This window comes from Acidimicrobiia bacterium, assembly GCA_041394025.1.
Classification (GTDB): domain Bacteria; phylum Actinomycetota; class Acidimicrobiia; order IMCC26256; family JAOSJL01; genus JAOSJL01.
The window spans coordinates 526975-552244 of the sequence record JAWKJA010000002.1 but is presented as its reverse complement, the minus strand read 5'-3'; the positions used below and the strand labels follow the sequence as shown (position 1 = coordinate 552244).

Annotated in this window: 25 protein-coding genes, 1 tRNA gene and 1 pseudogene; 5 read left to right on the top strand and 22 right to left on the bottom strand. The window is 68.6% G+C overall.

The annotated features are described in order from the left end of the window. Positions 1–13: 13 nt before the first annotated feature. Entirely contained in the window at positions 14–1432 is a 1419-nt protein-coding gene (gene sthA / locus R3A49_02470; protein ID MEZ5169594.1) for a Si-specific NAD(P)(+) transhydrogenase, read from the top strand. Between the two features lie 51 nt (positions 1433–1483). Here sthA and R3A49_02465 read toward each other — a convergent pair whose 3' ends face one another. Then, on the bottom strand, positions 1484–3760 hold the full coding sequence (locus R3A49_02465; GenBank protein ID MEZ5169593.1) for an arylsulfatase: 2277 nt from the start codon (positions 3758–3760) through the stop codon (positions 1484–1486). A gap of 210 nt (positions 3761–3970) precedes the next feature. Here R3A49_02465 and R3A49_02460 point away from each other — a divergent pair, with 210 nt between their 5' ends. Beyond that, the gene (locus R3A49_02460) at positions 3971–4228 is read left to right on the top strand and encodes a hypothetical protein (protein ID MEZ5169592.1); all 258 of its coding nucleotides are present in this window, start codon (positions 3971–3973) and stop codon (positions 4226–4228) included. Positions 4229–4249: 21 nt separating this feature from the next. Here the strand turns inward: R3A49_02460 and R3A49_02455 are convergent, their stop codons facing one another. Continuing rightward, on the bottom strand, positions 4250–4702 hold the full coding sequence (locus R3A49_02455; protein ID MEZ5169591.1) for a PaaI family thioesterase: 453 nt from the start codon (positions 4700–4702) through the stop codon (positions 4250–4252). 118 nt (positions 4703–4820) lie between these two features. On the opposite strand from R3A49_02455, the gene R3A49_02450 reads away from it, so the two are divergent. After that, positions 4821–5402, top strand: a complete 582-nt coding sequence (locus tag R3A49_02450; GenBank protein MEZ5169590.1) for an FABP family protein — start codon at positions 4821–4823, stop codon at positions 5400–5402. Between the two features lie 90 nt (positions 5403–5492). On the opposite strand, the gene R3A49_02445 is transcribed toward R3A49_02450, so the two are convergent. The 6 genes from R3A49_02445 to R3A49_02420 are packed head-to-tail and all read right to left on the bottom strand — an operon-like array spanning position 5493 to position 10360. Further along, positions 5493–6794, bottom strand: coding sequence for an adenylate/guanylate cyclase domain-containing protein (locus R3A49_02445; protein ID MEZ5169589.1), 1302 nt, complete (start codon positions 6792–6794; stop codon positions 5493–5495). 59 nt (positions 6795–6853) lie between these two features. Beyond that, on the bottom strand, positions 6854–7297 hold the full coding sequence (locus tag R3A49_02440; GenBank protein ID MEZ5169588.1) for a PaaI family thioesterase: 444 nt from the start codon (positions 7295–7297) through the stop codon (positions 6854–6856). Continuing rightward, positions 7294–7923, bottom strand: a complete 630-nt coding sequence (locus tag R3A49_02435; protein MEZ5169587.1) for an SRPBCC family protein — start codon at positions 7921–7923, stop codon at positions 7294–7296. Before R3A49_02435 ends, R3A49_02440 begins: the two co-directional genes overlap by 4 nt. A gap of 44 nt (positions 7924–7967) precedes the next feature. After that, positions 7968–9059, bottom strand: a complete 1092-nt coding sequence (locus R3A49_02430; protein ID MEZ5169586.1) for an XdhC/CoxI family protein — start codon at positions 9057–9059, stop codon at positions 7968–7970. 12 nt (positions 9060–9071) lie between these two features. After that, a complete protein-coding gene (locus R3A49_02425) occupies positions 9072–9896 on the bottom strand; it encodes a xanthine dehydrogenase family protein subunit M (GenBank protein ID MEZ5169585.1) in 825 nt (274 codons plus the stop codon). Beyond that, complete coding sequence (locus tag R3A49_02420) at positions 9893–10360, bottom strand: (2Fe-2S)-binding protein (protein ID MEZ5169584.1); 468 nt, start codon at positions 10358–10360, stop codon at positions 9893–9895. Before R3A49_02420 ends, R3A49_02425 begins: the two co-directional genes overlap by 4 nt. A 322-nt stretch (positions 10361–10682) precedes the next feature. Here R3A49_02420 and R3A49_02415 point away from each other — a divergent pair, with 322 nt between their 5' ends. Further along, positions 10683–11651, top strand: coding sequence for an alpha/beta hydrolase (locus tag R3A49_02415; protein MEZ5169583.1), 969 nt, complete (start codon positions 10683–10685; stop codon positions 11649–11651). A 3-nt stretch (positions 11652–11654) separates the two neighbouring features. On the opposite strand, the gene R3A49_02410 is transcribed toward R3A49_02415, so the two are convergent. Then, positions 11655–12143, bottom strand: coding sequence for an SRPBCC family protein (locus R3A49_02410; protein MEZ5169582.1), 489 nt, complete (start codon positions 12141–12143; stop codon positions 11655–11657). 137 nt (positions 12144–12280) lie between these two features. Between R3A49_02410 and R3A49_02405 the strand changes: the two genes are divergently transcribed. Next, a complete protein-coding gene (locus tag R3A49_02405) occupies positions 12281–12904 on the top strand; it encodes a DsbA family protein (GenBank protein MEZ5169581.1) in 624 nt (207 codons plus the stop codon). Between the two features lie 166 nt (positions 12905–13070). On the opposite strand, the gene R3A49_02400 is transcribed toward R3A49_02405, so the two are convergent. The 13 genes and pseudogenes from R3A49_02400 to uvrC form a co-directional block, all read right to left on the bottom strand. After that, positions 13071–13805, bottom strand: a complete 735-nt coding sequence (locus R3A49_02400; GenBank protein ID MEZ5169580.1) for an adenylate/guanylate cyclase domain-containing protein — start codon at positions 13803–13805, stop codon at positions 13071–13073. Between the two features lie 697 nt (positions 13806–14502). Then, positions 14503–14586: transfer RNA gene (locus R3A49_02395), tRNA-Leu, on the bottom strand. 92 nt (positions 14587–14678) lie between these two features. Continuing rightward, entirely contained in the window at positions 14679–14915 is a 237-nt protein-coding gene (locus R3A49_02390; GenBank protein ID MEZ5169579.1) for an HNH endonuclease signature motif containing protein, read from the bottom strand. Next, positions 14889–15041 (bottom strand): annotated as a pseudogene (locus tag R3A49_02385) (HNH endonuclease). Before R3A49_02385 ends, R3A49_02390 begins: the two are co-directional and overlap by 27 nt. Before the next feature lie 240 nt (positions 15042–15281). Further along, positions 15282–15893: a DUF222 domain-containing protein gene (locus R3A49_02380; protein ID MEZ5169578.1), complete on the bottom strand. Its 612-nt coding sequence runs from the start codon at positions 15891–15893 to the stop codon at positions 15282–15284. A gap of 250 nt (positions 15894–16143) precedes the next feature. Next, positions 16144–17790, bottom strand: a complete 1647-nt coding sequence (locus R3A49_02375) for an ABC transporter substrate-binding protein (GenBank protein ID MEZ5169577.1) — start codon at positions 17788–17790, stop codon at positions 16144–16146. 141 nt (positions 17791–17931) lie between these two features. Beyond that, positions 17932–18165: a preprotein translocase subunit SecG gene (secG, locus tag R3A49_02370; protein ID MEZ5169576.1), complete on the bottom strand. Its 234-nt coding sequence runs from the start codon at positions 18163–18165 to the stop codon at positions 17932–17934. A gap of 81 nt (positions 18166–18246) precedes the next feature. Then, positions 18247–19017 carry a triose-phosphate isomerase gene (tpiA, locus tag R3A49_02365; GenBank protein ID MEZ5169575.1) on the bottom strand — a complete coding sequence of 257 codons (771 nt, stop codon included), beginning with the start codon at positions 19015–19017 and terminating at the stop codon, positions 18247–18249. A gap of 27 nt (positions 19018–19044) precedes the next feature. Then, entirely contained in the window at positions 19045–20277 is a 1233-nt protein-coding gene (locus R3A49_02360; protein MEZ5169574.1) for a phosphoglycerate kinase, read from the bottom strand. Positions 20278–20306: 29 nt separating this feature from the next. Continuing rightward, positions 20307–21380 (bottom strand): type I glyceraldehyde-3-phosphate dehydrogenase, encoded by a 1074-nt coding sequence (gene gap / locus R3A49_02355; protein MEZ5169573.1) that lies wholly within the window; start codon positions 21378–21380, stop codon positions 20307–20309. A 75-nt stretch (positions 21381–21455) separates the two neighbouring features. Next, complete coding sequence (locus tag R3A49_02350) at positions 21456–22355, bottom strand: YvcK family protein (GenBank protein ID MEZ5169572.1); 900 nt, start codon at positions 22353–22355, stop codon at positions 21456–21458. A gap of 18 nt (positions 22356–22373) precedes the next feature. After that, positions 22374–23240 (bottom strand): RNase adapter RapZ, encoded by an 867-nt coding sequence (gene rapZ / locus R3A49_02345; GenBank protein MEZ5169571.1) that lies wholly within the window; start codon positions 23238–23240, stop codon positions 22374–22376. Further along, a complete protein-coding gene (gene uvrC, locus R3A49_02340) occupies positions 23237–25189 on the bottom strand; it encodes an excinuclease ABC subunit UvrC (GenBank protein ID MEZ5169570.1) in 1953 nt (650 codons plus the stop codon). The genes rapZ and uvrC overlap by 4 nt, the downstream gene beginning before the upstream one ends. Positions 25190–25270 lie beyond the last annotated feature (81 nt).

Genomic DNA, 25270 nt, shown 5'->3' with positions numbered 1-25270 from the left:
CCCCCGAGGAGCCATGCCGACCCACGACTACGACCTCGTCTGCATCGGGAGCGGTCCGGCGGGCCAGCGCGCGGCCGTCCAGGCCACGAAGGTCGGAAAGCGGGCCCTCATCGTCGAGCGTGACCCACCGGTGGGCGGTGCCTGCCTCCAGACAGGGACGATCCCGAGCAAGAGCCTCCGCGAGGCCGTCCAGGCGATCACCGCCGAGAACGCCGGGCGGGGCCTGGTACCCCACGCCGCCCCCGTGCCCACCACCGGGGAGCTCCGCAGCCGTGTGGCCGAGGTCATCGAGGCGGAGGCGCGGGTCCAGGTGGAGCAGTTGCGGCGCAACCGCGTCGCGATGCACATCGGGACGGCGTCGTTCGTGGATGAGCACACACTGGAGATCGCTGCTCCGGAGAGCACCACCCGGGTGTCCGCCGACAACATCCTCATCGCCGTGGGCTCCCGCCCCGCCCGGCCCGACGGAATCGAGATCGACGGCCGCACGGTCCTCGTGTCGGACGACCTCCTCGACCTGGAGAGCCAGCCACAGCGGATCGTCGTGATCGGCGGCGGGGTGATCGGGCTCGAACTGGCGTCCATGTTCGCGACGCTCGGCGCGAAGGTCACCGTCGTCGACCAACGTGAGCGGCTCCTGGAGTTCCTGGACGACGAGATCAGTGACGAGCTGATCTCCCAGCTCCGCCACCAGCGCGTGACCTTTCGCCTCGGCGAGCGTGTCGAGCGTGTGACGACCGTGACCGAGCCACACCCGCAGGGCCTCGTCGAACTCGAGTCCGGCAAGTCCATCGTCGAGGACATGGTTCTCTTCTCGGCCGGGCGGGAAGCCAACACCGATTCGCTGAACCTCGGCGCGATCGGAGTCGGCACCGACACCCACGGCCGGATCACTGTCGACGACGCCTACCGGACGACCACCCCCAACGTGTACGCAGCCGGAGATGTCCTCGGCTTCCCTGCTCTGGCCTCGACCTCCGCCGAACAGGGTCGACTCGCCGCCTGCCACATGTTCGGCGTTGCGTCCCGCCCCATGGCCGACCGTTTCCCGATCGGGATCTACTCGATACCGGAGATCTCGATGATCGGTGCCAACGAAGCGGAGCTGACGAGCGACCGCATCCCCTACGAAACCGGCGTTGCCCGCTACAGCGAGCTCGTGCGCGGTCAGCTCCTCAACGACGAGAAGGGTCTCGTGAAGATGCTCTTCCATCGCGACACCGGTCGGCTGCTCGGAGTCCACATCATCGGCTCCGGCGCGACCGAACTCCTCCACGTCGGCCAGGCGGTGTTCATCCTGGGCGGTGGGCTCGACTACTTCCTCGAGAACGTCTTCAACTACCCCACGCTCGCCGAGGCCTACAAGGTCGCCGCACTCGATGCCGCCAACAAGCTCCAGGCCGTGGCGCGTTTTCGTGAACGCTCGGTCTGAGCGGGTGGCGCGAACGGGCCTCCCTCACGTCGCCACCCGGGTACCACGGCGCTACTGGGTCCGGACGTGGTGGTCGGCCTCCGCGTCGGGGTCCGTGTAGGGAGCGCCACGGACATCCACCACCACCTGCCGGAGACCGGCGGTGAACCGGAATGGGGCTGTGTAGTCGTCACACGGCGGGATTCCGAGGGCGTAGCCCACGGTCAGGCCGTCGCCGGTGATCGAGTAGCGGTTCAGGGTCAGACCGGCGAAATCGGCGCCGGCCACATCACGCCCGTCGACGACGAGCGTGGCCCGGCCGGCAAAATCGGCGCTGCGCTCGAACCGGAAGCCCAGGGTGTGCTCACCCGGCTCCAGATCGATCGACGCATCGAGCCTGCACTCCCTGTATCCCGAGACGTTGTGGACGTAGCTGAAGAGACCATCCACGAGGTGGAGCGACCAGCCGCCGAGCACCGAACCCTCAGCCACGATCACGCCCTCCGGCGAGCCGGTGCCCTCTGCCACGTCGATCTCGGCCGTGATCAGGTACGAGCGGTTCTTCAGGTTGACGGCGACCGGCTCCGGCACCATCGCCGCGTCCGGGTAGTAGACGTAGCGGTCACGCTCGGGTGGGCGCGGCCGGTCGAGCACGAACTCCGAGAACGGCCTGTTGTCGAGCGGGAGCACCTGGTACTTCTCGGCCTCGGCCCACCAGAGATCGACCATCACCTTCAGGCGCTCGGGCTCGGTGTCGGCGAGGTCGTCACACTCCGAGGGGTCCGCCGTGACGTCGTAGAGCTCCCACGCATCGGTGTCGAGGCCCGGCTCCTCGGCCTGGATGGGGTGGTACACAACCGCCTTCCAACCGTCGTGGTAGATCGCGCGGCAACCGAGCATCTCGTAGTACTGGGTGGTCCGGGGCGCGGGAGCGTCCGGGTCGGCCAGAGTGGGAAGGAAGCTCGCCCCCTCGAGGGGTCGTTGCGGTACGCCGTCGATCTGTCGGGGCGCGTCCACACCGACCGCGTCGAGGATCATGGGCGCGATGTCGATGGCGTGCACGAACTGGTGGCGCATCCCACCGCCCGCATCTCCGATCCCTCGGGGCCAGTACACGACGAGCGGGTCGGCGACGCCACCTTCGTGGACCTCCCGCTTCCAGCGGCGGAACGGCGTGTTGCCGGCCACTGTCCATCCCCACGGGTAGTTGTTGTGGATCCGGGGCCCACCGATCTCGTCGAGGCGCTCCGCTGCCTCCTCGACCGTGCGCGGTACGACGTTCCAGGCACGTGCGTCGTTGAGCGAGCCCGTCGGCCCGCCCTCGCTGCTCGCCCCGTTGTCGGACACCGCGATCACGAGCGTGTTGTCGAGATCGCCGGTCCGGTCCAGATGGTCGAGCACGCGACCGATCTGGTGGTCCGTGTGGGACAGGAATCCGGCGAAGGCCTCCATGTAGCGGGCGTAGACACGTCGCGCCCGTGCCGAGAGCTCCTCCCAGGCAGGCACCCACTCCGGGCGCGGCGACAACTGCGTCTGTGGAGGTACCAGGCCCTCGGCGATCTGCCGCTCGAATGTTCTCTCCCTCCAGTCGTCCCACCCTGCGTCGAAGTGGCCGCGGTAGCGGTCGATCCAGTCCGCGGGTGCCTGGTGCGGCGAGTGGCACGCCCCGGTGGCGAAGTAGAGGAAGAACGGCTTGTCGTCGTCGACGGCACGCAGGTCCGTCACGCACCTGACGGCCTGATCGGCGAGGTCCTCCGTCAGGTGGTAGCCCTCCTCGTATGTGCGCGGCGGTGTCGTCTGGTCGTTGTCGCTCCAGAGGACGGGAGCGAACTGATGCGCCTCCCCACCGAAGAAGCCGTACCAGCGTTCGAAGCCGCGACCGAGCGGCCAGCGGCTCCGGGACGCGGCGAGGTGGCACTCGTCCTCGGGGGTGAGATGCCACTTCCCCACGGCCCAAGCCGCGTATCCCCGGGGGACGAGAATCTCGGGGAGGAAGCCGTTCGAGCGGGGGATCCGCGCGTTGTAGCCGGGAAAGCCCGTTGCGAGATCGATGATCCTGCCCATGCCGTTGGAGTGGTGGTTGCGCCCGGTGAGCAGGCACGCACGCGTCGGCGAGCACAGCGCGGTCGTGTGGAAGTTCGTGTAGCGCAACCCCCGCCGCGCCAGACCGTCGAGTACCGGCGTGTCGATGTCCGAGCCGTAGCACCCGAGTTGGGCGAAGCCGACGTCGTCGAGAACGATCAACACGACGTTGGGCGCGTCGGGATCCGCGCGCACATCCTCGGGCCACCACGGTGTCGACTCCCAGTGGTACCGACCGATCTCTCCTCCGAAGGGTTCCGGTTCCATTCGACCACTCCCCCGGGTTGCCGGCGTTCTCAGTGCCCGGACTCTTTCGGGCGGTGTGCCCGCGGTCAAGTGGGACAACGCCGCGATCGGTGTGCCGGGGAGCGTGAGCACTACCATGGACGCCGCACCGCTCGACGCGTGAAGGGCCGGAGCCGGCCGTTTCCGGGCGGGAGAACGCCGGGACGGGCCTGACGAGGCGAGGAGACGACGATGGCCGGGCGCGGCAGACAGACCTTCGAGAAACGCCAGCGCGAGAAGCAGCGTCAGGAGCGCGCTGCGGCCAAGCGCGCCCGCCGCGAGGAGCGCAAGCAGGCCAAGGAGGAGGAAGACCCCGACGAGGTCGTCGACACCGACGACCTTCTCGAGCGGTTCCGCATCCTCAACGAGAAGCACGAGGCCGGCGAGATCGACGACGAGAGCTTCGAAGAGGAAAAAGAAGTCCTCTTCGAGGCCCTGGGAATGCAGTAGCGGCGCTCCCGACCTGCCCGTTCAGCCCGCACCGGGCATGCTGCCCTCGCGAACCGCCATCGTCACCGTCGAGCGGGCGCAGAGCCGCCCGTCGTCGTTGCGGCTCTCCACGTCCCACACCCAGCTCGACCGGCCTGTGTGGATCGGATGCCCGTTCGAATGCAGGGTGTCACCGAGCCGTGCGGCGTGGAGGAAGTGCGTGATGTTCGACTGGCCGACACACCACTTCCCTTGGGCGATCACCGCCAGGCCCGTCGCGATGCTCGCCAGTTCTTCGGCAATGGCGGCGTACATCCCGCCGTGCAGCAGGCCCATCGGCTGACACACCGCCTCGGTCACCGGCATGACACCGGTCGGGTGTCCGTTCTCGTCCACTCCGACGTCGAGGTCGACGGTGGCCGACCACACCCTGTCGAGCGGAACCACCAGGTCGGTCGGCTCGAGCTCGACTCTTCGTCGAGGTTGCTCCGTCACGGTGATCCCTCTCTCTTCTGGCGGAATCGAAATGGTCGCGCGTCGTGAGCCGGGTACTCGACACCTGCTTCGGTGTTGCCTAGGTTGCTCGAACAACTTTGGAAGGATGACGCACGACATGACCAAGGATCTCGGACCTCTCGACCCGGCGCTGATGGACAAGCTCGGGCCACTTGCGGCACTCGTAGGCTCGTGGAAGGGCGACCAGGGGATGAACGTGTCCCATGACCACGGCGTGGGAAAGGTCACCAAGACGCCCTACCGCGAGGAGATGACCTTCAGCGCCTTCGGGCCCGTCGACAACGGTCGTCAGCACCTCTACGGTCTCGACTACCGCACGGCTGCGTGGAAGGCCGGCAAGGAGGACCCGTTCCACACCGAAGTCGGCTATTGGCTCTGGGACAGCGCCACGAGCACGGTCATGCGGTGCTTCATGGTCCCTCGCGGCTCCACGATCCTCGCCGGCGGCCAATGCTCGCCCGACGCGATGACCTTCACGATGACGGCCGAGGCCGGTCAACCCGACTTCGGAATCGTCTCCAACCCGTACCTGGTGGAGAACGCCAACGTCGTCCGGTACACGAATACGGTCACGATCGACGGTGACACCCTGAGCTACGAGGAGAACACGGTGCTCGACATGAAGGAGTACGACGACCTCCTCGACCACCCCGATAGCAACGTCCTCACGCGCGCATAGCCGTCCGGCGTCCCCTCGACCGTCTCTACCGAAACAGGGCCTGGGGGCATCTGCCCATGGGCGAGACGCTGTGTCCGACCAGCGCCCGGCTCAGTCTGCGTCGTGGGGGATCCAGCGGTGGATCCTCCAGGTGTCGGGGACACCCTTGAGATCGACGGTTCTCGGCTCGTCGAACGCGAGGTCGGATCCCATCGTCGCGACGCGCACCGACTCGGACACGAGCACCTCGCCGGGCCCGGCCAGCCCCATGATCCGCGCGGCGGCATTCACGACGATTCCCGACACGTCGTCGCCGCGACGGTCGATGTCTCCTACGTGGACCCCGGCCCGGATCGCCAGGCCGTCGCCTGCGAGCGTCTCCTGGATCGAACGGGCTGCCCGCAGTGAGCAGGTCGCCGACGGCATCACGGCCAGGACACCGTCGCCGGTGTACTTGACGACTCGGCCCCCGAAACGTGTCACCAACCGGTGTGTGACGGAGTCGTGGACGTCGAGGAGCTCCCGCCACCGATCGTCTCCCTCACCGACGGCCCGTTCTGTGGACGACACGAGGTCGGTGAAGAGCACCGCGCCGATCGCCCGCTCCGGCGGCGGTATGGCCGCCGAGCCCGTGACGAAGCGGGAGATCTCGGCAACGACGTCGTCGACGTCCCCCGAGAGTGGGTAGAGATCCCTGCCGGGAAGCTGGACGAATTCGGAAGCGTCGATCGCCGCGGCGACCGCCCGAGCCGCCTCCTCGGCCACGATCGACTCCTGGCGGTGGATCACGAGCGTCGGGGCGCTGATGCCCTCGGGTGTGAGCGTGCCCTGGTGGCTGAGCATGCGGTCCCACAGCCTCCCGGCCGCCGTAGGGCTCGCTCCCACCCGGCCGGCACGCGACAACCATTCGCGAAACGACGGGTCTTCGTAGCGACTGGGAAAGGACTGCTTCTCCAGGGATCCCACCGAGCCGTCCCGGTCGGTCGTGTCGAAGTTCGCGAGGAGATCGTCGAGGTCGACCTCGGGGTTGAGGAGCACGAGTCGCCCGATCCGACTCCCTGGGCGCGATGCCGCCAGGCGCGCCACCCCGAGCGGCTCCCAGGAGACGACGACGGGCTCATCTGCGCCGCTCGCCTCGATGACGGCGTCGAGATCGTCGGCCCAGTGCTCCTGTGCCGAGCGGTCGTCGTCACTCAAGGTGTCGGAGAGGCCGACCCCGCGCTTGTCGAAGGCGATGAGGCGTCCGAGGGCGGCCAGGCCGTCCATGAAACGCCTCGCGACCCGGTCCTCGTGGAGCAGGTCCATGGGAAAGAACGTTCCCGCGACCATGACGACGTCGAGGGTTCCCCGACCCTCCAGAACCCGGTAGGCGACATGACCGTCGCCGACCGGAGCGTAGGTAACCTCGTCCATTCGTCCTCCCCGACGGCGACGCTATCCGAGCCGAGCCGGACGATCGCCGGGCACGATCGTCACGGCGCCCGGGGAGGAACGATCGTCACGGTGCCCTGTGCGGCACAGGCGATGTCATCGCCGACGGTGATGTCGATGCGGGCTACGCCGCTGCGCTTCGTCAGCGCGAGCACGTCGGTCGTCGCGAGGCACGTACCCGCGGTGACGGGCTTCAGCAGATTGAGCTTGAACTCTGTCGTGGCCACCCATGATCCGCGTGGTATCAACGGATAGAAGACGAGGCCAAGACAGTGATCGACGAACGCCGAGAGGCAGCCGCCGTGAAGTGATCCGAACGGATTCTTGAGGTCGTCGCGTACATCCATCTCGGCGAGAAGATGGCCCGCCGTCATCTCGACGTGACGAAAACCGAGGAATTCGCCGATCCCTCCGCCGGAGTCGGCCGACTCCAGCATGACGTCGGCCACCCTCGCATCGAAACTGCCGAGGCTCGCTTCGCTCATCGTCGTGATTCGGACTCGTCCGCCCGCCGACGAAGCAGCCACCAGACGACGAGCAGCGCGACGACCACACCGGCGATCGGTACCAGCCGTTTCGCCAACGACCCGCCGGCGATCTCCATCAGATCCACGGGCTCGGCCTCGGGGGCCGGTTCAGGATCGGCTGCGGAGGCAGCGTCCTGCTCGAGCATCGTCTCGAGGTTCCCGGCGAACTGGCCCATGAGCTTCTCGCTCACGTCGGCCAGGACACCCCGACCGAACTGCGCCACCTTGCCCGTGACGGTGAGATCGGTGCCCACCGTCACGCGGGTCCTCCCGCCTGCTGACTCGGTCAGAGTCGCCGTGATCACGGCGTTGGCGGTTCCGGCTCCCCTGCTGTCGCGACCCTTGGCAGCGAGGCGCACCTGGCGGGACGCGGCATCCTGCTCGGTGAACGACGCTGCACCCTTGTACTGAGCGGTGACCGGGCCGACCTTGACCTTCACGACACCGCGGTACTCGCCTGCTTCGTCGTCGATCTCCTGGAGCTGTGCCCCTGGAAGGCACGGTGCGATGCGTTCGACATCGTTCACCGCCTCCCACACAGTCTGGATGGGGGCGTCGATCTCGACCTCGTTGCTCAGATCCATTCCGTGCACGCTACAACCCGCCCGCCGATGCGTCGGACGTACTGCTATCGGTGGATCGGGCCGGTCCCATCGGTGAGTGCCGGCGCGTCCGTCCCCGTTCGAAGGGCGATGATCTCGGCGCAGATCGACACAGCCGTCTCCTCGGGTGTCCGGGCACCGATGTCGAGGCCGATCGGTGCGCGGAGCCTCGCGAGCCCGGCGTCGTCGACACCCGCATCGCGAAGGCGAAGGACGCGGTCGTCGTGCGTTCGGCGACTTCCCATCACTCCGATGTAACCCACGTCCGTCTCCAGCGCGGCGACGATCGCCGGGACGTCGAACTTGGCATCGTGGGTCAGGATGCACACGGCGTCGCGCGGACCGAGGGCCGTTGCGAGCTTTTCGATGACAGCCTGGGGCCACGACACGATGACGTCGGTCGCGCCGGGAAACCTTTCCGGTGTCGCGAACACCTCCCGCGCGTCGCAGACCGTCACGACGAAGCCGAGGGTCGACGCGACACGGACCAGCGCCGCCGTGAAGTCGACAGCGCCTGCGATGAGCATGGTGGGTGGCGGCGCGAACGACTCGATGAACACCGACACCTCGGTCTCGCCGGCCTCGCCGTGCTCGCCGTAGTGGCGGACCAACGAGCGGCCGGCCTCGAGCTCACCCCGTGCGTCGCGGACAACGACACGGTCGAGATCGGCGTTCCCGAGCGTGCCGACCGTCTCGCTGTCGGGCGACACGAGTGCCGTTCGGCCCGTGCCGGGTCCCGAGATGGCGGTGGCGAGTGACGCTGGCAGCCGGTTCGCGATTCGCTTCTGGAACTCCTCGAAAACGGTGCCGGTGAAAGGCTCGACGTACAGACGAACCGTGCCGCCGCAGGTGAGACCGACGGCCACGGCATCGGCGTCGCTGTAGCCGAAGCTGACGACGCGGCGCTCTCCGGTGGCCATCACGTCGAGTGCCTCGCTCACGACGGCGCCCTCCACACAGCCTCCCGACACGGACCCGACGACCTCGCCGTCGGCCGACACGGCCATGGCGGCACCGGGATCGCGCGGCCCCGAGCCCTCGAGGTCGACGACGCGGGCCACGGCGCATGACATCCCTTCCGACCGCCACCGCAGGAGATCGTCGATGATCTCTCGCACGTATGCCTCCAGTCAGCGGCCGGCGTCGACGAGCCCGCGCTGCACGAGGACCCGGGCCAGGTGCCGGCGGAACTCCGCGTCGGCGTTCAGGTCCGACGGCGGTTCCATTCCGTCGGCGGCGAGGCGCGCCGACGATGCGGCATCGGCGCCGCTTCTGACGGCCTCCTCGACGCCGGTCGCGCGTCGCGGTCTGCTGTCCATGTTCACGAGTCCGACGCCGCATTCATCCCCGTCGAGGTGTATCGCCGCACCCACGATGGCCCAGTCCTGAGCCCGTCGGTTGAACTTCTGGAACGACCATCCCGCCGTGGGGGCCTTGGGTACCCGGATCTCGGTGAGCATGTCGGTTTCGGTGAGTGCCGTCTCGAGAAACCCGGTGAAGAAGTCGTCGGCCACGATCTCGCGTCGTCCGTCGGTTCCGCTGACGACCAACGTCGCCCGGAGCGCGAGGAGGACCGCGGGGATGTCGGAGGCGGCGTCACCGTGGGACGCCGCACCACCGATGGTTCCGCGGTGGCGAACCTGGGGGTCACCCACCCGCGACGTGGCAGCCGCGAGCAGCGGCGCCTGCGATCGCACCAGAGGATGCGCTTCGACATCCCGATGGCGCGTCAGCGCGCCGATGGCGAGTTCGTCACCCGCGTCGCGCACGTACGAGAGATCCGCGAGCCGGCCGATGTCGACGAGGACCGACGGGGTGGCCAGGCGGAACTTCATGAGTGGCAGGAGAGAGTGGCCGCCCGCCAGCAACTTGGCGTCGTCGCCGTGCTCGGCGAGGGCCTCCAGCGCGACTTCCGCCGAGTCGGCACGGAGGTAGTCGAACGGGGCGGGGATCACGGAGCGGTCGCTCCCGCGCCCTGGAGAACGGCCCTCACGATGTTCTGGTAGCCGGTGCACCGGCAGAGGTTCCCCTCGAGGCCCTCGCGCACCTGCTGCTCGGTCAATTCGGGGGTCTCGCTCACCAGTGAGGTCGCCGCCATCACCATCCCCGGGGTGCAGTAGCCGCACTGGAGGCCGTGGCACTCCTGGAACGCCTCCTGCATGGCGCTCAGCGTCCCGTCGGCATCCGCGAGTCCCTCGATCGTGGTGACGTCCTGACCCTCGGCCTGCACCGCCAGGACGGTGCATGACTTCACCGCCTCGCCGTCGAGGTGCACGGTGCACGCCCCGCACGACGACGTGTCGCACCCGACGTTGGTTCCCGTCAGGCCCAGGTGGTCGCGCAGGAGGAACACGAGGAGAGTGCGCGGTTCCACGTCGACGGTGTGCGAGGTGCCGTTGACCTTGACAGTGACGTCCACGAGACTCCTCGGACCACTCCGCTGCGACCTGCGCCGTCCACTCTAGGTGAGCCCCAGGGGCATGCAGCTCAGAAGTGGACCTCGGCGACGCCGACCCCTACCGCAGACAGGGGCTGTCATCCGACCTCGCCGAGCGGGTCGGAGGTCAGTTGGCCACGCTTCCCGGCTCGGGCCGCTGGTGGATGCTCGAGGATCCGGTCGCGCCGGCGGACGCCATCCGGACGCATCAAAATCGAGAGGCCGATTCGTCGGCCCACCTGGCTGCCTGCTGGAATCGACGCCACTCGAAAGGACGCCTTCTGACCGTCAGGGGCCATCGCACATGACAGCACACAACCTCCTCGACCCGCCTCTTCTCGAGGGCAGTGTCGGGCTCCCCGACGGGCGCCAACTCGGGTTCGCCGAGTACGGCTCGCCCCACGGACGGGCCGTCTTCTGGTTCCACGGGACGCCGGGGGCCCGGCGCCAGATCCCGCCGATCGCGCGGGCCCTGGCCGCCGAGCGCGACGTGCGCCTGATAGCACTCGAACGGCCCGGTGTCGGCGACTCGACGCCTCACCTCTACGAGGCGGTCATCGACTACGCGGCCGACGTCGAGGTCGTCGCGGACCGGTTCGGGATTGGTCGCTTCGGTGCCATCGGGCTCTCGGGCGGCGGACCCTACGTCCTCTCCTGCGCGGCCGCGCTTCCCGACCGCTTCACCGCCGGCGCGATTCTCGGTGGTATTGCACCCTCCCAGGGTGACGACGCGGTCGAGGGCGGAGCCATCGGATTCGCCACACGCCTCGCCCCCGTCGTCGAACAGCTGCGCACACCCCTCGGACACGGGCTCTCCGCAGTGGCCCAGGTCCTGGCACGGATCAGCTCGCAGGTCTTCGACCTCTACATGCACGTGTCGCCCGAGGGGGACAAAGCCGTGTTCCGGCGACCGGAGATGAAGGAGATGTTCATCGACGACCTCTCGGGTGCCATCGCACGTGGCGGAATGCGGTCGCTCTTCTCCGACATCGTCCTGTTCAGTCGCCCCTGGGGCTTCCGGTTGGGCGACGTGTCGGCACCCATCCGCTTCTGGCACGGCGATGCCGACCACCTCGTCCCACTCGCGCACGGCGAGCACGTCGCCGCACTCGTTCCCGACAGCGACTTCTCGGTCCGGCCCGGTGAGAGCCACCTGGGGAGTCTCGATGCGGCCGAGGAGATCCTCGACGCCATCTTGTCCCTGTGGCCCGACGAGGACGCCGAGCGCCCGGTCGTCGCACCCCTCACCAGCGCGGAGGACTCGCCGGCCTGAGCCTCAGCCTTCCCCCGTCTCTGTCTCCTCTGCCGTCGCCTCTGCTGCCTCGGCGAGATTCTCCAAGGTGGTCTGCATCGTCGATCTGTTCCGCGCCGCCCTGTCGGCGACCCCCGTGGCGAGGCGCGCGATCGGTTTGAAGAACCCCGGGCGCAGGTCGGTCCACCACTCGGTGACCCGGCAGCCCGCGTCGATCGGCTCGATTGTGTAGCCCCAGTCGGCGACCGTCAGGGGGCCGACACTCACCCGGAAGGAGAACCGGCGGCCCGGCTCGGCGTCGGTGACCGTCGCCGTCGTCTTCCATCTCCTTCGGCCGTTGTGGTTGGCGCCGCGAAACCGGGAGCCCGCCGTCGGGCCGGTGGCGCCCTTCAGCCACTCCCCACCGTCGTTCTCGGGAGACCACTCCCCCATCCGCGTGACGTCGGACACCATGTCCCACACAGCATCGGGTGACGCCCCGATGTCCCGACTGACCTCCACACTGTCGCCCATGATGCGCCTCCGTTCGACAGGGGTGCGGGCCGGCACGTGACCGCCCGCTCGACGATCCATGGTGTCGCAGTCAGCGGATCGGCGCCATGTACGGTTCTGAGCGACGGGCCCGGTAGGAGTTCTGCGATGGGAACGATGTGAGCGTGAAACCTCAGGTGGAAGTCTTCGCCGACATCACCTGCCCGTTCACCCATGTCGGGCTGCGGACGGTGGCCGGTGCCGTCGCCGACATCGATCCCGACATCGAGCTGCGGATGCGCGCGTGGCCTCTCGAGTGGGTCAACGCCAGCCCCACACCGGCCGACATGGTCGGTGCCGAGATCCTCGCCCTCAGAGAGCAGGCCGGCATCGACGCCTTCGAGGGCTTCGATCCCGACACGTGGCCGACGACGACCATCCCGGCCCACAACCTGGCCGCCGCAGCCTACGACAAGGATTCCCGCACGGGGCTACGGGTCAGTCTCGCCGTACGCGACGCCCTGTTCGAAGACGGTCTCGACGTGAGCGACGTCGACGTCCTGGCCCGACTCGCCGCCGACCACGGTCTGGAGACCCCTTCCCCCGAACCGGTGGCGTCCGTCGAGGCCGACTACGCCGAAGGCACCCGACGGGGGGTCCGGGGCTCACCCGACTTCTGGGTCGGCTCCGACGAGTTCTTCTGCCCCGCCCTCACGGTGGAGCACGACGAGTCGGGATTCACCGTCGGGTTCGACAACGACGGCCTCCAGAGGTTCCTCGCGCGTCTCGGAAGCCTCTCGTAGTTGGGCCTGCCATGGTCGGTGACGCTCCCTCTCCCGTGCCCGACCCGGTCGGAGCACCGCGTCCGTTGGCGTACTTCGCCTACGGGTCCAACATGGACGCGCGACAGATGGCTGTGCGGTGCCCGACGGCGCGCGTCCTCGATCCGTCGGTCGCGAGTGCGAGCTGTCAACGAGCGGAGACCGCGTACGTGCGACGGCGACCGTCGATCCCCTTGAATCGTGTTCGGCGTCGGGCACGGAAACACAGATCGCCTTCAGCACCGAGTCGATCGAACACCACCTCGGAAACGAGCACCTCGCCGCCGTGAGCGTATTCGGCGACTCGTGCGGCAAGCGTGACGTTCATGCCGTGGTAGTCACCTCCGTCACTGATGACGGATCCCGTGTGGATGCCCATCCGCAGATCCAGCGTGCGGCCGATCTCATCGCTGTGTGCCAGCGCGGGGCCGATGGCGAGAGCGGCGTCGACGGCCTGCCGCGGTGTGCGAAACGCAGCCATGAAGCCATCACCCTGGGTCTTGACCACGCTTCCACCGTTGCTCGTCACCACCGATCTGACGATTGCGTCGTGAGCGCGCAACAGGCGCACCCAGGCATCGTCGCCGAGCGCACGGTTCAGGGACGTCGAGCCGACGATGTCGGAGAACAGGAGGGTGACCGTTCCGTCGGGTCCGGCGAGTGACTGGAGGCTCGCGAGCCCCTTCTTGGCCATATCGAGCAGGGACCCCAGCGGCTGCGCAACCAGGGGCACCAAGCTGGCCAGCGCGTCCGGCAGAGCACGAGCGCGGCGCTTACGGTCGCGGTTTCGACGGATGCGGCGGACAACTGCGACGGTCAGCCAAGCGAGGCCCACCGAGAACGAGTACTCCAGCGCGAGGAGCCACAACCAGTACTCGTCCACGGGGCGGGAAGCCTACGGCCGCGGCACGAGACGGCTGGTCAGACGTCTACAGCTCATGCCCTGGCCGCCGCTGGTGGTCTCGCTCGCGGACGAATGCCCCCGGTCGCTGACCGATTCCCGGGTCCGGTCTTGGTTTGTCGAGAGGGCTACGAGGTGGAGGTCCATCAGTGCCGCCGACTCGACCGGATCCTCGAGCTGTTCAAGAGAGCTACGGGACCCGCCCGACTAGACACATGGTGTGAGCTTCGGGGCTGCCGCCGTGTGCTCCGATGGTTGGGCGGAGGGTGGAGCGGCGACGAAGCGATTCGTAGTGCTCGGAGACGTTGGAGAACCGAACAGGAAGGTGACGAGCCGAGACCGAGGTGCCTTCCCTGAGCGGAGCGGTCGTGTCTCAGATGATGAGCGTGCCTCGATGAGGGGAAGACCGCCCAGCAGCAGTGGAAGCGTTCGCAGAACTGCGCGAGGAGCAATCCAAGCTGCTCCAGCTGTTCTACAAGGACCTCATCGACGAGGATCTATTCGCCGGGCTCTGGCCGCACGCCACCGAGACAGAACGCCGCACGCTCCTCGTCGACCTCGTCGACCTCGTCGAGCACGTCGAAGTACACGAGGACCGTCTCACCGTCGCCCTCCACGAAGCACCACCGCTCAACGTGGCCTTCTCCGAGGTCGGACTCGAGGACTCGGATTCGAGTCGTGTCGGAGGGGGGATTCGAACCCCCACACCCTTGCGGGCACCAGCCCCTCAAGCTGACGCGTCTACCAGTTCCGCCACTCCGACGTGAACCGTCGATTGTAACGGGCGCGCCGTTCTCTGAACGCCCCGAGATCACGGGTCGAGCGTCACTGTCAGGATCCCGGAACTCGCAACCTCTACGGTGGCTTCACCTCCAACTTGCCCTCCGGCGTCAGCTCCGCCTGCCAGTGGCGCTCGTGGAGCAACGTGTGATGTCCTCGGCATACGAGAACGAGATTCTCGAGCGAGGTGTCGCCTCCATCGGCCCAGTGCCGGACATGGTGGGCGTCGGTCCACTCCGGCGGACGGTCACACCCCGGCCACGCACATCCCCCGTCGCGAGCGACGAGGGCGTGGCGAATCCCGATCGGCACGATCCTGGTGCGCCGACCCACGTCGAGGACCCTGCTCGGCCCGTCGGTGATGATGCGGCACAGCCCCGCATCGCAGGCCAGGCGGCGGGCCATCTCACCACTCACGACACCTGCACCCTCGAGTTCCGCTGCCGTGGACCCTGTTTCGTCCCTCGAGGGTCTCGAGTGGGACGGTCAGCGCCACATGGGGTCGCTCCCCTCCCGACAGTGGGAGCTCACCTCCATCGAGTGCCCGGCGGGCAGCTCCACGAGCGTCGGCTCGCTTCCTCGAGCCGGTCCGCCGCCGTGGGCCGACGAGGCATCGCCACTGTCGGGCGCCATGAGCCGTCGAGGGCCGCCGCGACGACGGCACCACCTTCGCGTCGCTCACCGTCGAGACGGTACCGACCCGTGCAGCGTTTTCGACAGATGCACTTTCCGCGGCGGACGGACTCGACCTCGTCGGACACGACGAGTTCCGGTTTCGACGACGTGCCGCCAGTGCGTGACGACCCGTCGCAGTCCCGTGGGATCCACCACGCATGCCGCCCGCGCGAACTCGACATCGGCTTCGACCGCTGCTTCCGCCGCACGGGCCTCCAGGAGGTCGGCGTCGATACCCGCTGCGGCGCAGTCGAGCCGGTCGATGTCGTCGGTGAGATCAGTGCCACGGCCGATCACCTGAGCGTGGTCGCGGGAAATGTCGCCGGCGGCGAGTGCCTGCCGTGTCGCAGGGAGGTCACGGAGGCGCCGGGCGGTCCGAACCCGTGCGGACGCCGCTTGTGCCGTCATCCGACCGTGCGATCGGACCCACGCCTGGCACGAGAGCGACCCGTCGGCCCGCCATGCACCGGATGAGTCGAACTCGCCCAGCAGATCCAGCGCCTCGGCCTCGAGTCGGTTGATCTCGCGCAGTTTCGCCAGGTACCGGTCGCCGAGGGTTTCGTGCGGACCAACGGCGGATCTGCCATTCCCGAGGTCATGCTTCTCAGCGCGCACGTGATCACCTCCTCCCGTTCCGTGCCGGCGACGACACCGCGGAATTCAGTGCGCGCCGAGCCAAACGTCGGGGGAAGAGGTCGGATGCGGCCGACGAACCGGCCGGGCGGAGACGGCAACACGGCTCCGACCGACGAGAACAACTTAGAACCCGGGTGTGACACCTACGACCGGAACCGGGCCCTCCAGCGCAAGAAATCCCGACACTCCAGTCACGAGCGCCGGTGGGCCGGGCCCCCGCAGGGCGGGCTCAACCCTCCTCGGACGCGTCGGGTGCCACGTCGACGGCCACGCCGTCGAGGGCGCCCAGGGCGTCGACCGCCAGGTTCTCGACGCCGTCGGCCACGAGGAACCGCGTCTCGAACTGGATGAGCGGCAGCACCGAGAAGGTCCCGAGCACGGCACGCTCGGCGTCGCGGTAGAGGGACTCCCTCTCGAGCGGATCGGTGCTCGCCTGGGCGGCATCCAGGAGTTCGTCGACCTCCGGCTCGTCGACACCGATGACGTTCTCCGGCGAGGTGGAGCGGAACAGGGGTGAGAGGAACTGGCCGGCGGTCGGTGCGTCGCCGACCCAGCCCAGGAGGAAGAGCTCGGCGTCCCCCTCGGCCAGGAACGTCGCGTAGTCACCCCGGGCGTGGGGCCGGGCCTTCACGGGGATGCCGACCTCACCGAGCTGTTGGGCGATCCTGAGCACCAGGGCGTTGTTGACGGGGTTCTCGAAGTAGTCGAGTGGGAGCTCCGGCACGTCGCCGTCGGGGAAGGCCTCCTCCAGGAGGTCGCGGGCCGCCGAGACGTCCCTGGTGCAGACACCGCTGCAGGCGTTGTCGGACGCGCCGGGAACACCTGCGGGGATGAGGCCACCGAGAGACCGGACGCCGGCGTCGGCCGCAGCCGCGGCCAGTGCTCCCCGGTCGACGGCACGAACGATGGCCTCCCGGAAGGCAGAATCGTCGAAGGAGAAGCCGCGAAGGTTCAGCGCGAGGAGGGTCTCTGCCAGGTACGGCACGGACCCGGGTCCGCGCTCGACCAGCGGTGCCTCGTCGGGCTCACCACCGATGGGACCCGTTGCCAGGTCGATCTCGCCCTCCTCGAAGGCCGCCGTGGTTGCGCCCGTGTCCTCGAAGTGCGTGACCTCCACCGAATCCACGAGGGCGGCGCCGGGCATGTGATCGGCGAAGCGCTCGAGCACGAGAGGGCCCACGTCATCCTCGGGGCTCCCGGTGACACTGAACGGTCCCGAGCCCACGGGGTCGGCTGTCGGGTCGCCGTCGGTCGCGATCGCCGCCGGGAGGATCCCGAAGGCCGGGTGTGCGAGAACGACAGGCAACTCCGCGAACGGCGACGACAGTGTGATGACGAGCGTCGAGGGATCGGGCGCCGACAGGCCGCTGAGTTCCGTCGCCTCACCCGAGCGCACGGCGTCGTAACCGGCGACCGGGATGAGCTGGATGGCCAGGGGCGAGTCGGTCCAGGGGTTGGCGACACGGTCGAGTGTTGCCTTCACGTCGGTGCTCGTGACTGGCGTGCCGTCGTGGAAGGTGGCGCCGTCGGTCAGCGTGAAGGTGAACTCGGTGGCGTCGTCGTTGGCGGTCCACTCGGCGGCTACTCCGGGTCGCGGTTCGGAGGTCGCCGGATCGAGGTCGACCAGGCTGTCGTAGACGAGGTCGGCCACGAGGACCGAGTCGGGAGCGACCGACACCGCGGGGTCGAGGCCTCCCTCGTCGAGAACTCCGATCCGCAGGACCGACCGCGACGCTTCCGGGTCTCCGCCCCGGCTGTCACCGGCGGCGTCCGTCGACGATCCGCCGCCCGAGCAGGCGACGAGGCCCACGGCGAGCACAAGGGTCAGCGCGACGACTCGGGTCGTGGCACGCGAGGGGTGACGCAGGTTGCACATGCGCCGCCTCATCGGACGGTGCGCGCTCCGCTTCAGGAGCGAGGGGCTGAAAACCCGTCACGATCCGCAAAAGAAGGATCTGTCGTCACCATGTGTGGGAGCCGGCACCCCACAGACCGCGCTGGGTGGCAGCGGCGTGGGTCAGGTGAGGCGCAGGCCGAGCAGGATCGTCGTGAAGGTGAACACGACGGCCGCGGCGATCGTGAGGCGGTCGAGGTTGCGCTCCACGACGGTGGAGCCGGCCATGGCGCCGCCCATCTGGGCGCCCCCGAACATGTCGGACAGGCCTCCGCCACGCCCGGCGTGGAGAAGGATGAACGTGATCAGAAGCAGTGACATGAGGATGTGCACGACCATGAGGGCTGCGTTCAGCACGACCCACTCCTGGGGAGACTCGGACGACTCACGACGAGGCGCTCATGCTACAGGACGGCCCGTGCTGCGGCCGACACGCCCTCAGCGGCCGAAGGCCACGATCCGGGCGAAGTCGTCGGGGTCCAGCGAGGCGCCGCCCACGAGAGCGCCGTCGATGTCGGGGGTGGCCATGAGCTCCCGGATGTTGCCCGGTTTGACGCTGCCGCCGTACTGGATGCGCATGTCGTCGGCGGTGTCGCCGTAGAGGGCGCGTAGCTCCCCACGGATCATGGCGCACACGGAGTTGGCGTCGTCGGGCGTGGCGTTCTTTCCGGTGCCGATGGCCCAGATCGGCTCGTAGGCCACCACGCAGCGGTCGGCCTGTGTGCGCGCCACGCCGTCGAACGCGGCCCGCACCTGGGCACCGACGTGGTCGTGGGTCTCCCCCGCCTCGCGTTGCTCCAGCGTCTCGCCGACGCACACGATCGGCCTCATCTCGTGGCGCAGGACCGTCGTGGCCTTCCGGTTGACGTCCTCGTCGGTCTCTCCGAAGTGCTGGCGGCGCTCCGAGTGCCCGACGATCACGTACGACACGTTGAGCTTCTGGAGCATCCCGGCACTGATTTCGCCGGTGTAGGCCCCTTTGGCCTCCCAGTAGACGTTCTGCGCGCCGAGTTCGATGGGGATCTCGTCGGCCTCGAGAACGGTCTGGACGGACCGAAGCGACGTGAAGGTCGGGCAGACGACGACCTCGACGTCGCGGTAGTCGTCGTCCCTCAGGCGGTAGGCGGTCTTCTGCACGACCTGGATCGCCTCGAGGTGCGTGTAGTGCATCTTCCAGTTGCCGGCGATGATCGGCTTGCGGTCTGCCATGACGTCCTTCCGGTACTCGGGATCTGCCTAGTCGTTCGATCCGCCGTGGTGGGCCGCGGCCTCGCGCAGGGCGCTGAGCCCGGGGAGGTCGCCGTGCTCGAGCAACTCCAGTGACGCTCCCCCGCCGGTGCTCACGTGATCGACCCGGTCGGCCAGGCCGAACTGGCGGACCGCCGCCGCGGAGTCGCCACCGCCCACGATCGCGAAACCGTCGGAATCCGCCACGGCCTCGGCGACCGTTCGTGTGCCCGCGGCGAAGGGCTCCACCTCGAAGACCCCCATGGGGCCGTTCCACAGCACCGTGCCCGCTGCTGCCACGGCATCGGCGTACGCGGTGGCGCTCGCCGGGCCGATGTCGAGGCCCATCCAGCCGTCGGGGATCCCGGCAGCGGGGACGAGACGTGTCGCGGTGTCGGCGTCGATCTCGCGGGCGATGACGACGTCGGTGGGCACTTCGATCTTCCCGGCCGACAGCAGCTCGCGGCAGTGATCGACCCTGTCGGTCTCCACGAGGGAGGTGCCGACGTCGTGGCCCTGCGCAACCAGGAACGTGAAGGCCATCGCCCCGCCGATGAGAAGCGAGTCGCATCTCGTGAGCAGGGCGTCGATCACGCCGAGCTTGTCGCTGACCTTGGCGCCACCGAGGACGGCGACGAACGGCCGGGCCGGATCCGCGAGGATGCCGCTCAGGACCTCGACCTCGCGCGCCAGAAGCCGTCCGGCCGCCGAGGGAAGGCGGGTCGGGGGCCCCACCACCGACGCGTGCTCCCGGTGACAGGCTCCGAAGGCGTCGTCGACGTAGGCATCACCGAGGCGGCTCAGGCGGTCGGCGAACGCACTGTCGTTGGAGGTCTCGCCCGGGTCGAAGCGCAGGTTCTCGACCAGGAGGACGTCTCCCGGATCCAGTGCCTCGGCACGCCGGAGGGAGTCGTCGCCTGCGACGTCATCGGCGACCGGGACATCGGTGTCGAGCAGCGCGCCGAGCCGCGCGGCGACGGGCGCGAGCGAGAGCTCCGGTACGGGCTTTCCGCCCGGGCGACCGAGATGCGAGCAGAGAACGACAGCGGCGCCGCGGTCGCGCAGGTACCGGATCGTCGGAAGTGCCGCCGTGATGCGCAGGTCGTCGGTGATGGTCCCGTCGTCGAGCGGGACGTTGAGGTCGGCGCGCACGAGCACCCGGGCGGCGCGTTCGCCCCCGAGTTGCTCGAGTGGGAGGTCCTCGAGACGCGGCAGTGACGCCGCGTCGGCACCGTCACCCATGGCCGGCCCGCGTGTCCGATCCCGCTGCGCTACTCGCCGAGGAACTTCACGAGGTCGACGAGACGGTTCGAGTATCCCCACTCGTTGTCGTACCAGCCCAGGATCTTCACAAAACGCTGGTTGGTCATCGTGTCGACAGCGGAGAACACACACGACGCCGGGTCACCGACTATGTCGGCCGACACGAGCGGTTCCTCGGTGTGGCGCAGCACGCCCCGGTAGCTCTCGTCGGCGGCGGCCTTCTCGAAAGCTGCGTTCACCTCGTCGACCGTGGCGTTCTTCTCGAGGGTGGCCGTGAGGTCGGTGATCGACCCCGTGGGTGTAGGCACCCGCATGGCGAGGCCGTCGAGCCGTCCGTCGAGGGCGGGGATCACCTTGCCGATGGCGCGGGCTGCCCCGGTGCTCGACGGGATGATGGACAGCGCGGCGGCACGCATGCGCCTCACGTCGGCCTTGCCCTTGCGGCTCGTCTTGGCGATGTCCTGGAGCGACTGGTCGCTCGTGTAGGCGTGCACGGTCGTGACGTACCCGGTGTCGATTCCGAACGCGTCGTGGAGGACCTTGACCATCGGGGCGAGGCAGTTCGTCGTGCACGAGGCGTTGGACACGACGTCGTGGTTCGCGGCGTCGTAGACGCCGTCGTTCACGCCCATGCAGATCATGGCGTCGGCGTCGCCGCTCGGAGCCGAGATGACGACCTTGCGGGCGCCACCCTCGAGGTGGCCGGCGGCCTTCTCACGTGCGGTGAACAGGCCCGTCGACTCGATGACGACATCGACGTCGTGTTCGCCCCACGGGATCTCTGCCGGGTCCTTCTCCTCCAGTTTCAGGACCTCTTGTCCGTCGACGCTGAAGCCGTTGTCGGTGACCTGGACGTCGTTCGCCAGCACTCCCCCCACGGAATCGTGCTTCAGGAGGAACGCCATCGTGTCGGCGTCGCCGAACGGGTCGTTCACCGCCACGAGCTGCACGTCGGGCTTCTTGATGCCGACCTCCTCGGCGATGCCGGAGAGTGAGCCCACCCCGCCCGTGCGGTCGAGGACCGCCCGGTAGAACGAGCGCCCGATCCGTCCGAATCCGTTGACTCCGACCCGTACCGTCATCGACGATTCCTTTCGCGTGTGAGCCGTCCTCCGACCCTACCGCCTGCCCCGTCGGGCGGGCGCAGCGAGGTGCTCTCAGACGAGGTGCCCGAGCGCGGCGGCCAGGAGTTCCGGATCGTGTGCCAATCCGTTCGGCCGGGCGACCGGGGCGGCGACAGGTTCCGCGCCGAGACCGCGCACGTCGGAGGCACCGGCTGCGTCGAGCTCGTAGTGCCCGTCGGCTTCGTGCAGGAAACGGTCGACCCGACCGCCGTGGTCGAGGATGGCCCGGAGATGGTCGACGAGGGTCAGCTCCTCGGTCTCGGGGATCTGCGGCCCCAGGTTGGCGACCTGCACCACGACTCCAGGGGTGTCCCGCACAGCGGCGGCGACCTCCGGCACACACAGGACGGGCAGCACGCTCGTGTAGAGCGACCCCGGCGCCAGCACCACCTGGTCGGCCTGCCCGATCGCCTCGACGGCCTCGGGGCACGCGGCGGGAGCCGATGGAATCAGCTCCACGCGTGTGATCATCCCGGGAGCGGTGCTGACGGCGACCTGACCCTCGACGGTGCGGCCGCCGACGTCGCCACGCAGCTCCACGAGCTCGGTCGTGGCGGGCAGCACCGTTCCGGACGCCCCGATGATCCCGCCCGCCTCCGCCAGGGCCCGGGTGAAGTCACCCCCGAGTGTCTGCGTCAGCCCGAGCAGCACGAGGTTGCCCACCACGTGTTCTGCCAGCTCACCCGTCTCGAAACGGTGCTGGAAAGCACGCACCACCGGCGATCCCCCATCCGCGAGCGCACACAGCGCGCGGCGTAGGTCACCCGGTGGCGGAATCCCGTACTCCCGCCGCAGGCGTCCCGACGATCCCCCGTCGTCGGAGGTGTTCACCACGGCCGTCACCGCGCCCGCGTAGGTGCGGATCGCGCTCAGCGCCGCGGCGAGGCCGTGCCCTCCCCCGATCGCCACGACGCGCGGTCCGCTGTCGGTCATCACCACCCGGCCCGTGCGTCAGTCGCGGTCGACGTCGCGATGCCGAACTTGTGGCGTGAACCCCTCGGACCGCAGAAGGGACCCGAGTTGCTCACTGATCGCGACGCTCCGGTGGCGGCCTCCCGTGCACCCCACGGCGATCGTGAGATAGGCCTTGCCCTCGCGGACGAAGGCCGGGAGCAGCAGCACGAGCATGCGCCGCAGCTCCTCGAGGAACTCCGACGCCTCGGGCTGTTCGAGCACGTAGTCGCGGACTGGCTCGTCGAGACCCGACTGCGGCCGCAGCTCCGGGATCCAGTGGGGGTTGGGGAGGAACCGGCAGTCGAAGACGATGTCGGCGTCGAGCGGCAGGCCGTGCTTGTAGCCGAAGGACACCACGCTCACCTGGAGCGCCACGTCGGAGGAGGGATCCGCGAACAGCTCGTGGAGCCGGTCGCGTAGTTGATGGACGTTGAAGTCGCCGGTGTCGACGACGATGTCGGCGTGTTCCTTGAGCTCGTCGAGGAGGGCGCGCTCGTTGCGGATTCCGTCGCTCAGGCCCTCGGTTCCCGCCAACGGGTGACGCCGGCGTGTGGCCTCGTAGCGGCGGACGAGGGCGTCGTCGGGAGCGTCGAGGAACAGGATCGTGGTGCGTCCCCCACGGCTGCGCAGGAGCTCGAGGGAGTCGAGCAGCTCGGCCATGAACTCGCCGGAGCGCACGTCCACCACGAGGCCGTAGCGCGTCGGGCGTCCTTCACCGCCGGCGAGGTCGGCGACCTTCCCGATGAGCGCCGGCGGCAGGTTGTCGATCACGAAGTAGCCGAGGTCCTCGAGGACGTTGGCGGCCTCCGAGCGGCCGGCCCCGGACATGCCGGTGATGATGGTGACGTCCAGGGGTTGGGTCATTGCTCGTTCCGGTCTTCGGGCCGGTCTTCGGGCCGGTCTTCGTTCTGGACGTCGGGCCGGTCTGCGGACCGCTTCTCCGTCCTTCTCTCCCACGATGGCACGGCACCACCATGGAGGTGGGCATACAGGGCCCGACCCACGGCGTCGGGGAGCCAGCCGAGCCCGAGCAGCTCCTCCTCGGAGACCGCCCGGAGCTTCTTCACCGACCCGAACTGTCTCAGTAGCCGCTTCCGTCGCTTCTCCCCCAGACCGGGGACGTCGTCGAGCACGGACCGCGTCATCGTGCGGCCGCGCAGCTTGCGGTGGTACTCGATGGCGAAGCGGTGTGCCTCGTCGCGCACCTGTTGGAGGAGGTACAACGCCTCGGAGTCACGCGGGATCCGCACCGGCTCGTCATCACCCGGCACGTAGACCTCCTCGAAGCGTTTGGCGAGCGCCACCACGGAGAGATCCTCGAGGCCGAGTTCCTCGAGCACGCGCACGGCAACGCCGAGTTGGCCCTTGCCACCGTCGACGACGACGAGGTTGGGCGGGTACGCGAAGCGCTTCCCCCTGCGCGCCCCCTCGTCGCGTTCGCTCAGGTAGTTCGAGAACCTCCGGGTGAGCACCTCCTCCATCGCGGCGAAGTCGTCCTGGCCGTCGGTGGTCTTCACCTTGAAGCGTCGGTAGTCGCTGCGCTTGGCGAGCCCGTCCTCCATCACGACCATCGAGCCGACGATCTCGGTGCCCTGGAGGTTGGAGATGTCGTAGCACTCGATGCGGAGTGGGGCCTCGGCGAGATCGAGCTCACTCTGGAGCGCCGTGAGAGCACGCGCACGGGCGTTGTGGTCGGTGGCCCGCTTCATCTTGTGCCGGTTGAACGCCTCCTGGGCGTTGCGGGTGACGGTCTCCATGAGGAGGCGCTTGTCGCCGCGTTGCGGGACACGGACCGTGACCTTCGACCCGCGCGCGTCCGACAGGAACTGCTCGTAGAGCGACGGGTCGTCCGGCAGCTGTGGGACGAGCACCTGCCTGGGGATTTCGTCGGCCGAGGCGTAGAGCTGTTCGAGGATCCGGCCGACGAGGGCGGGTGTCGTGACGGGCTCGACCTTGTCGACGGTCATCCCCTTGCGGCCGACCATCCGGCCGCGTCGTACATGGAAGATCTGCACGCTTGCCTCGAGCTCGTCGTCCACGATGCCGACGGCGTCGAAGTCCTCCTCCCGGCTGCCGACGATCTGCTGGCGTTCGATCACCTTGCGGACCGACAGCACCTGGTCGCGCAGACGTGCCGCCAGTTCGAACTCCAGGGCGTCGGCGGCCTCGTGCATCCGCTTGTCGAGCCTGTCGAGGATGGCGTCGCTGTCGCCGTCGAGGAAGCGGAGCAGCTCGGCCACGAGGTCGTCGTATTCCTCGCGGGAGACGCTGCCGACGCACGGCGCCGCACACTTCTCGATGTGTGCGTAGAGGCACGGTCGACCGAGCGCCTCGTGGCGTTCGAACTTCGCCTTGGTGCAGGTTCGGATCGGGAACGTCCGCAAGAGGAGGTCGAGGGTCTCCCGGATGGCGTAGGCGTGGGCGAACGGGCCGTAGTAGCGGACGCCTTTTCGTTTCCTTCCGCGGAGGACCATCGCCCGGGGCCACTCCTCGTCGAGGGTGACGGCCAGGTACGGGTACGACTTGTCGTCCTTCAAGCGGATGTTGAAGCGGGGCTGGTGGCGCTTGATGAGCTCGTTCTCGAGGAACAGCGCCTCCACCTCGTTGCGCACCTCGATCCACTCGACGGTGTCGGCCGCGTCGACCATCTGCCGGGTCCTGTCGGGCAGGGCCGACCCCGTCTGGAAGTAGTTCGAGAGGCGGGACCGCAGGTTCTTGGCCTTGCCGACGTAGATCACCCGGCCGTGAGCGTCGAGGAACTGGTAGGAGCCCGGCGTCGTCGGGATCGTGCCGCGGGGCGGTCGTGTGATCACACCCCCATTGTGACCGCCCGTCGCGGTAGGATGGCGGTGCCGGGCCCGGACATCCGGCACAGATCAGGCTCCGAGGCCGAC

Coding starts and splice junctions, on each gene's coding strand:
- R3A49_02435 (MEZ5169587.1), bottom strand. CDS start 7,923: ATGGATCTGAGCAACGAGGTCGAGATCGACGCCCCCATCCAGACTGTG.
- R3A49_02360 (MEZ5169574.1), bottom strand. CDS start 20,277: ATGGGTGACGGTGCCGACGCGGCGTCACTGCCGCGTCTCGAGGACCTC.
- R3A49_02450 (MEZ5169590.1), top strand. CDS start 4,821: ATGACCAAGGATCTCGGACCTCTCGACCCGGCGCTGATGGACAAGCTC.
- R3A49_02460 (MEZ5169592.1), top strand. CDS start 3,971: ATGGCCGGGCGCGGCAGACAGACCTTCGAGAAACGCCAGCGCGAGAAG.
- sthA (MEZ5169594.1), top strand. CDS start 14: ATGCCGACCCACGACTACGACCTCGTCTGCATCGGGAGCGGTCCGGCG.
- rapZ (MEZ5169571.1), bottom strand. CDS start 23,240: ATGACCCAACCCCTGGACGTCACCATCATCACCGGCATGTCCGGGGCC.
- R3A49_02375 (MEZ5169577.1), bottom strand. CDS start 17,790: ATGTGCAACCTGCGTCACCCCTCGCGTGCCACGACCCGAGTCGTCGCG.
- R3A49_02440 (MEZ5169588.1), bottom strand. CDS start 7,297: ATGAGCGAAGCGAGCCTCGGCAGTTTCGATGCGAGGGTGGCCGACGTC.
- R3A49_02445 (MEZ5169589.1), bottom strand. CDS start 6,794: ATGGACGAGGTTACCTACGCTCCGGTCGGCGACGGTCATGTCGCCTAC.
- R3A49_02350 (MEZ5169572.1), bottom strand. CDS start 22,355: ATGACCGACAGCGGACCGCGCGTCGTGGCGATCGGGGGAGGGCACGGC.
- R3A49_02465 (MEZ5169593.1), bottom strand. CDS start 3,760: ATGGAACCGGAACCCTTCGGAGGAGAGATCGGTCGGTACCACTGGGAG.
- R3A49_02415 (MEZ5169583.1), top strand. CDS start 10,683: ATGACAGCACACAACCTCCTCGACCCGCCTCTTCTCGAGGGCAGTGTC.
- tpiA (MEZ5169575.1), bottom strand. CDS start 19,017: ATGGCAGACCGCAAGCCGATCATCGCCGGCAACTGGAAGATGCACTAC.
- R3A49_02410 (MEZ5169582.1), bottom strand. CDS start 12,143: ATGGGCGACAGTGTGGAGGTCAGTCGGGACATCGGGGCGTCACCCGAT.
- gap (MEZ5169573.1), bottom strand. CDS start 21,380: ATGACGGTACGGGTCGGAGTCAACGGATTCGGACGGATCGGGCGCTCG.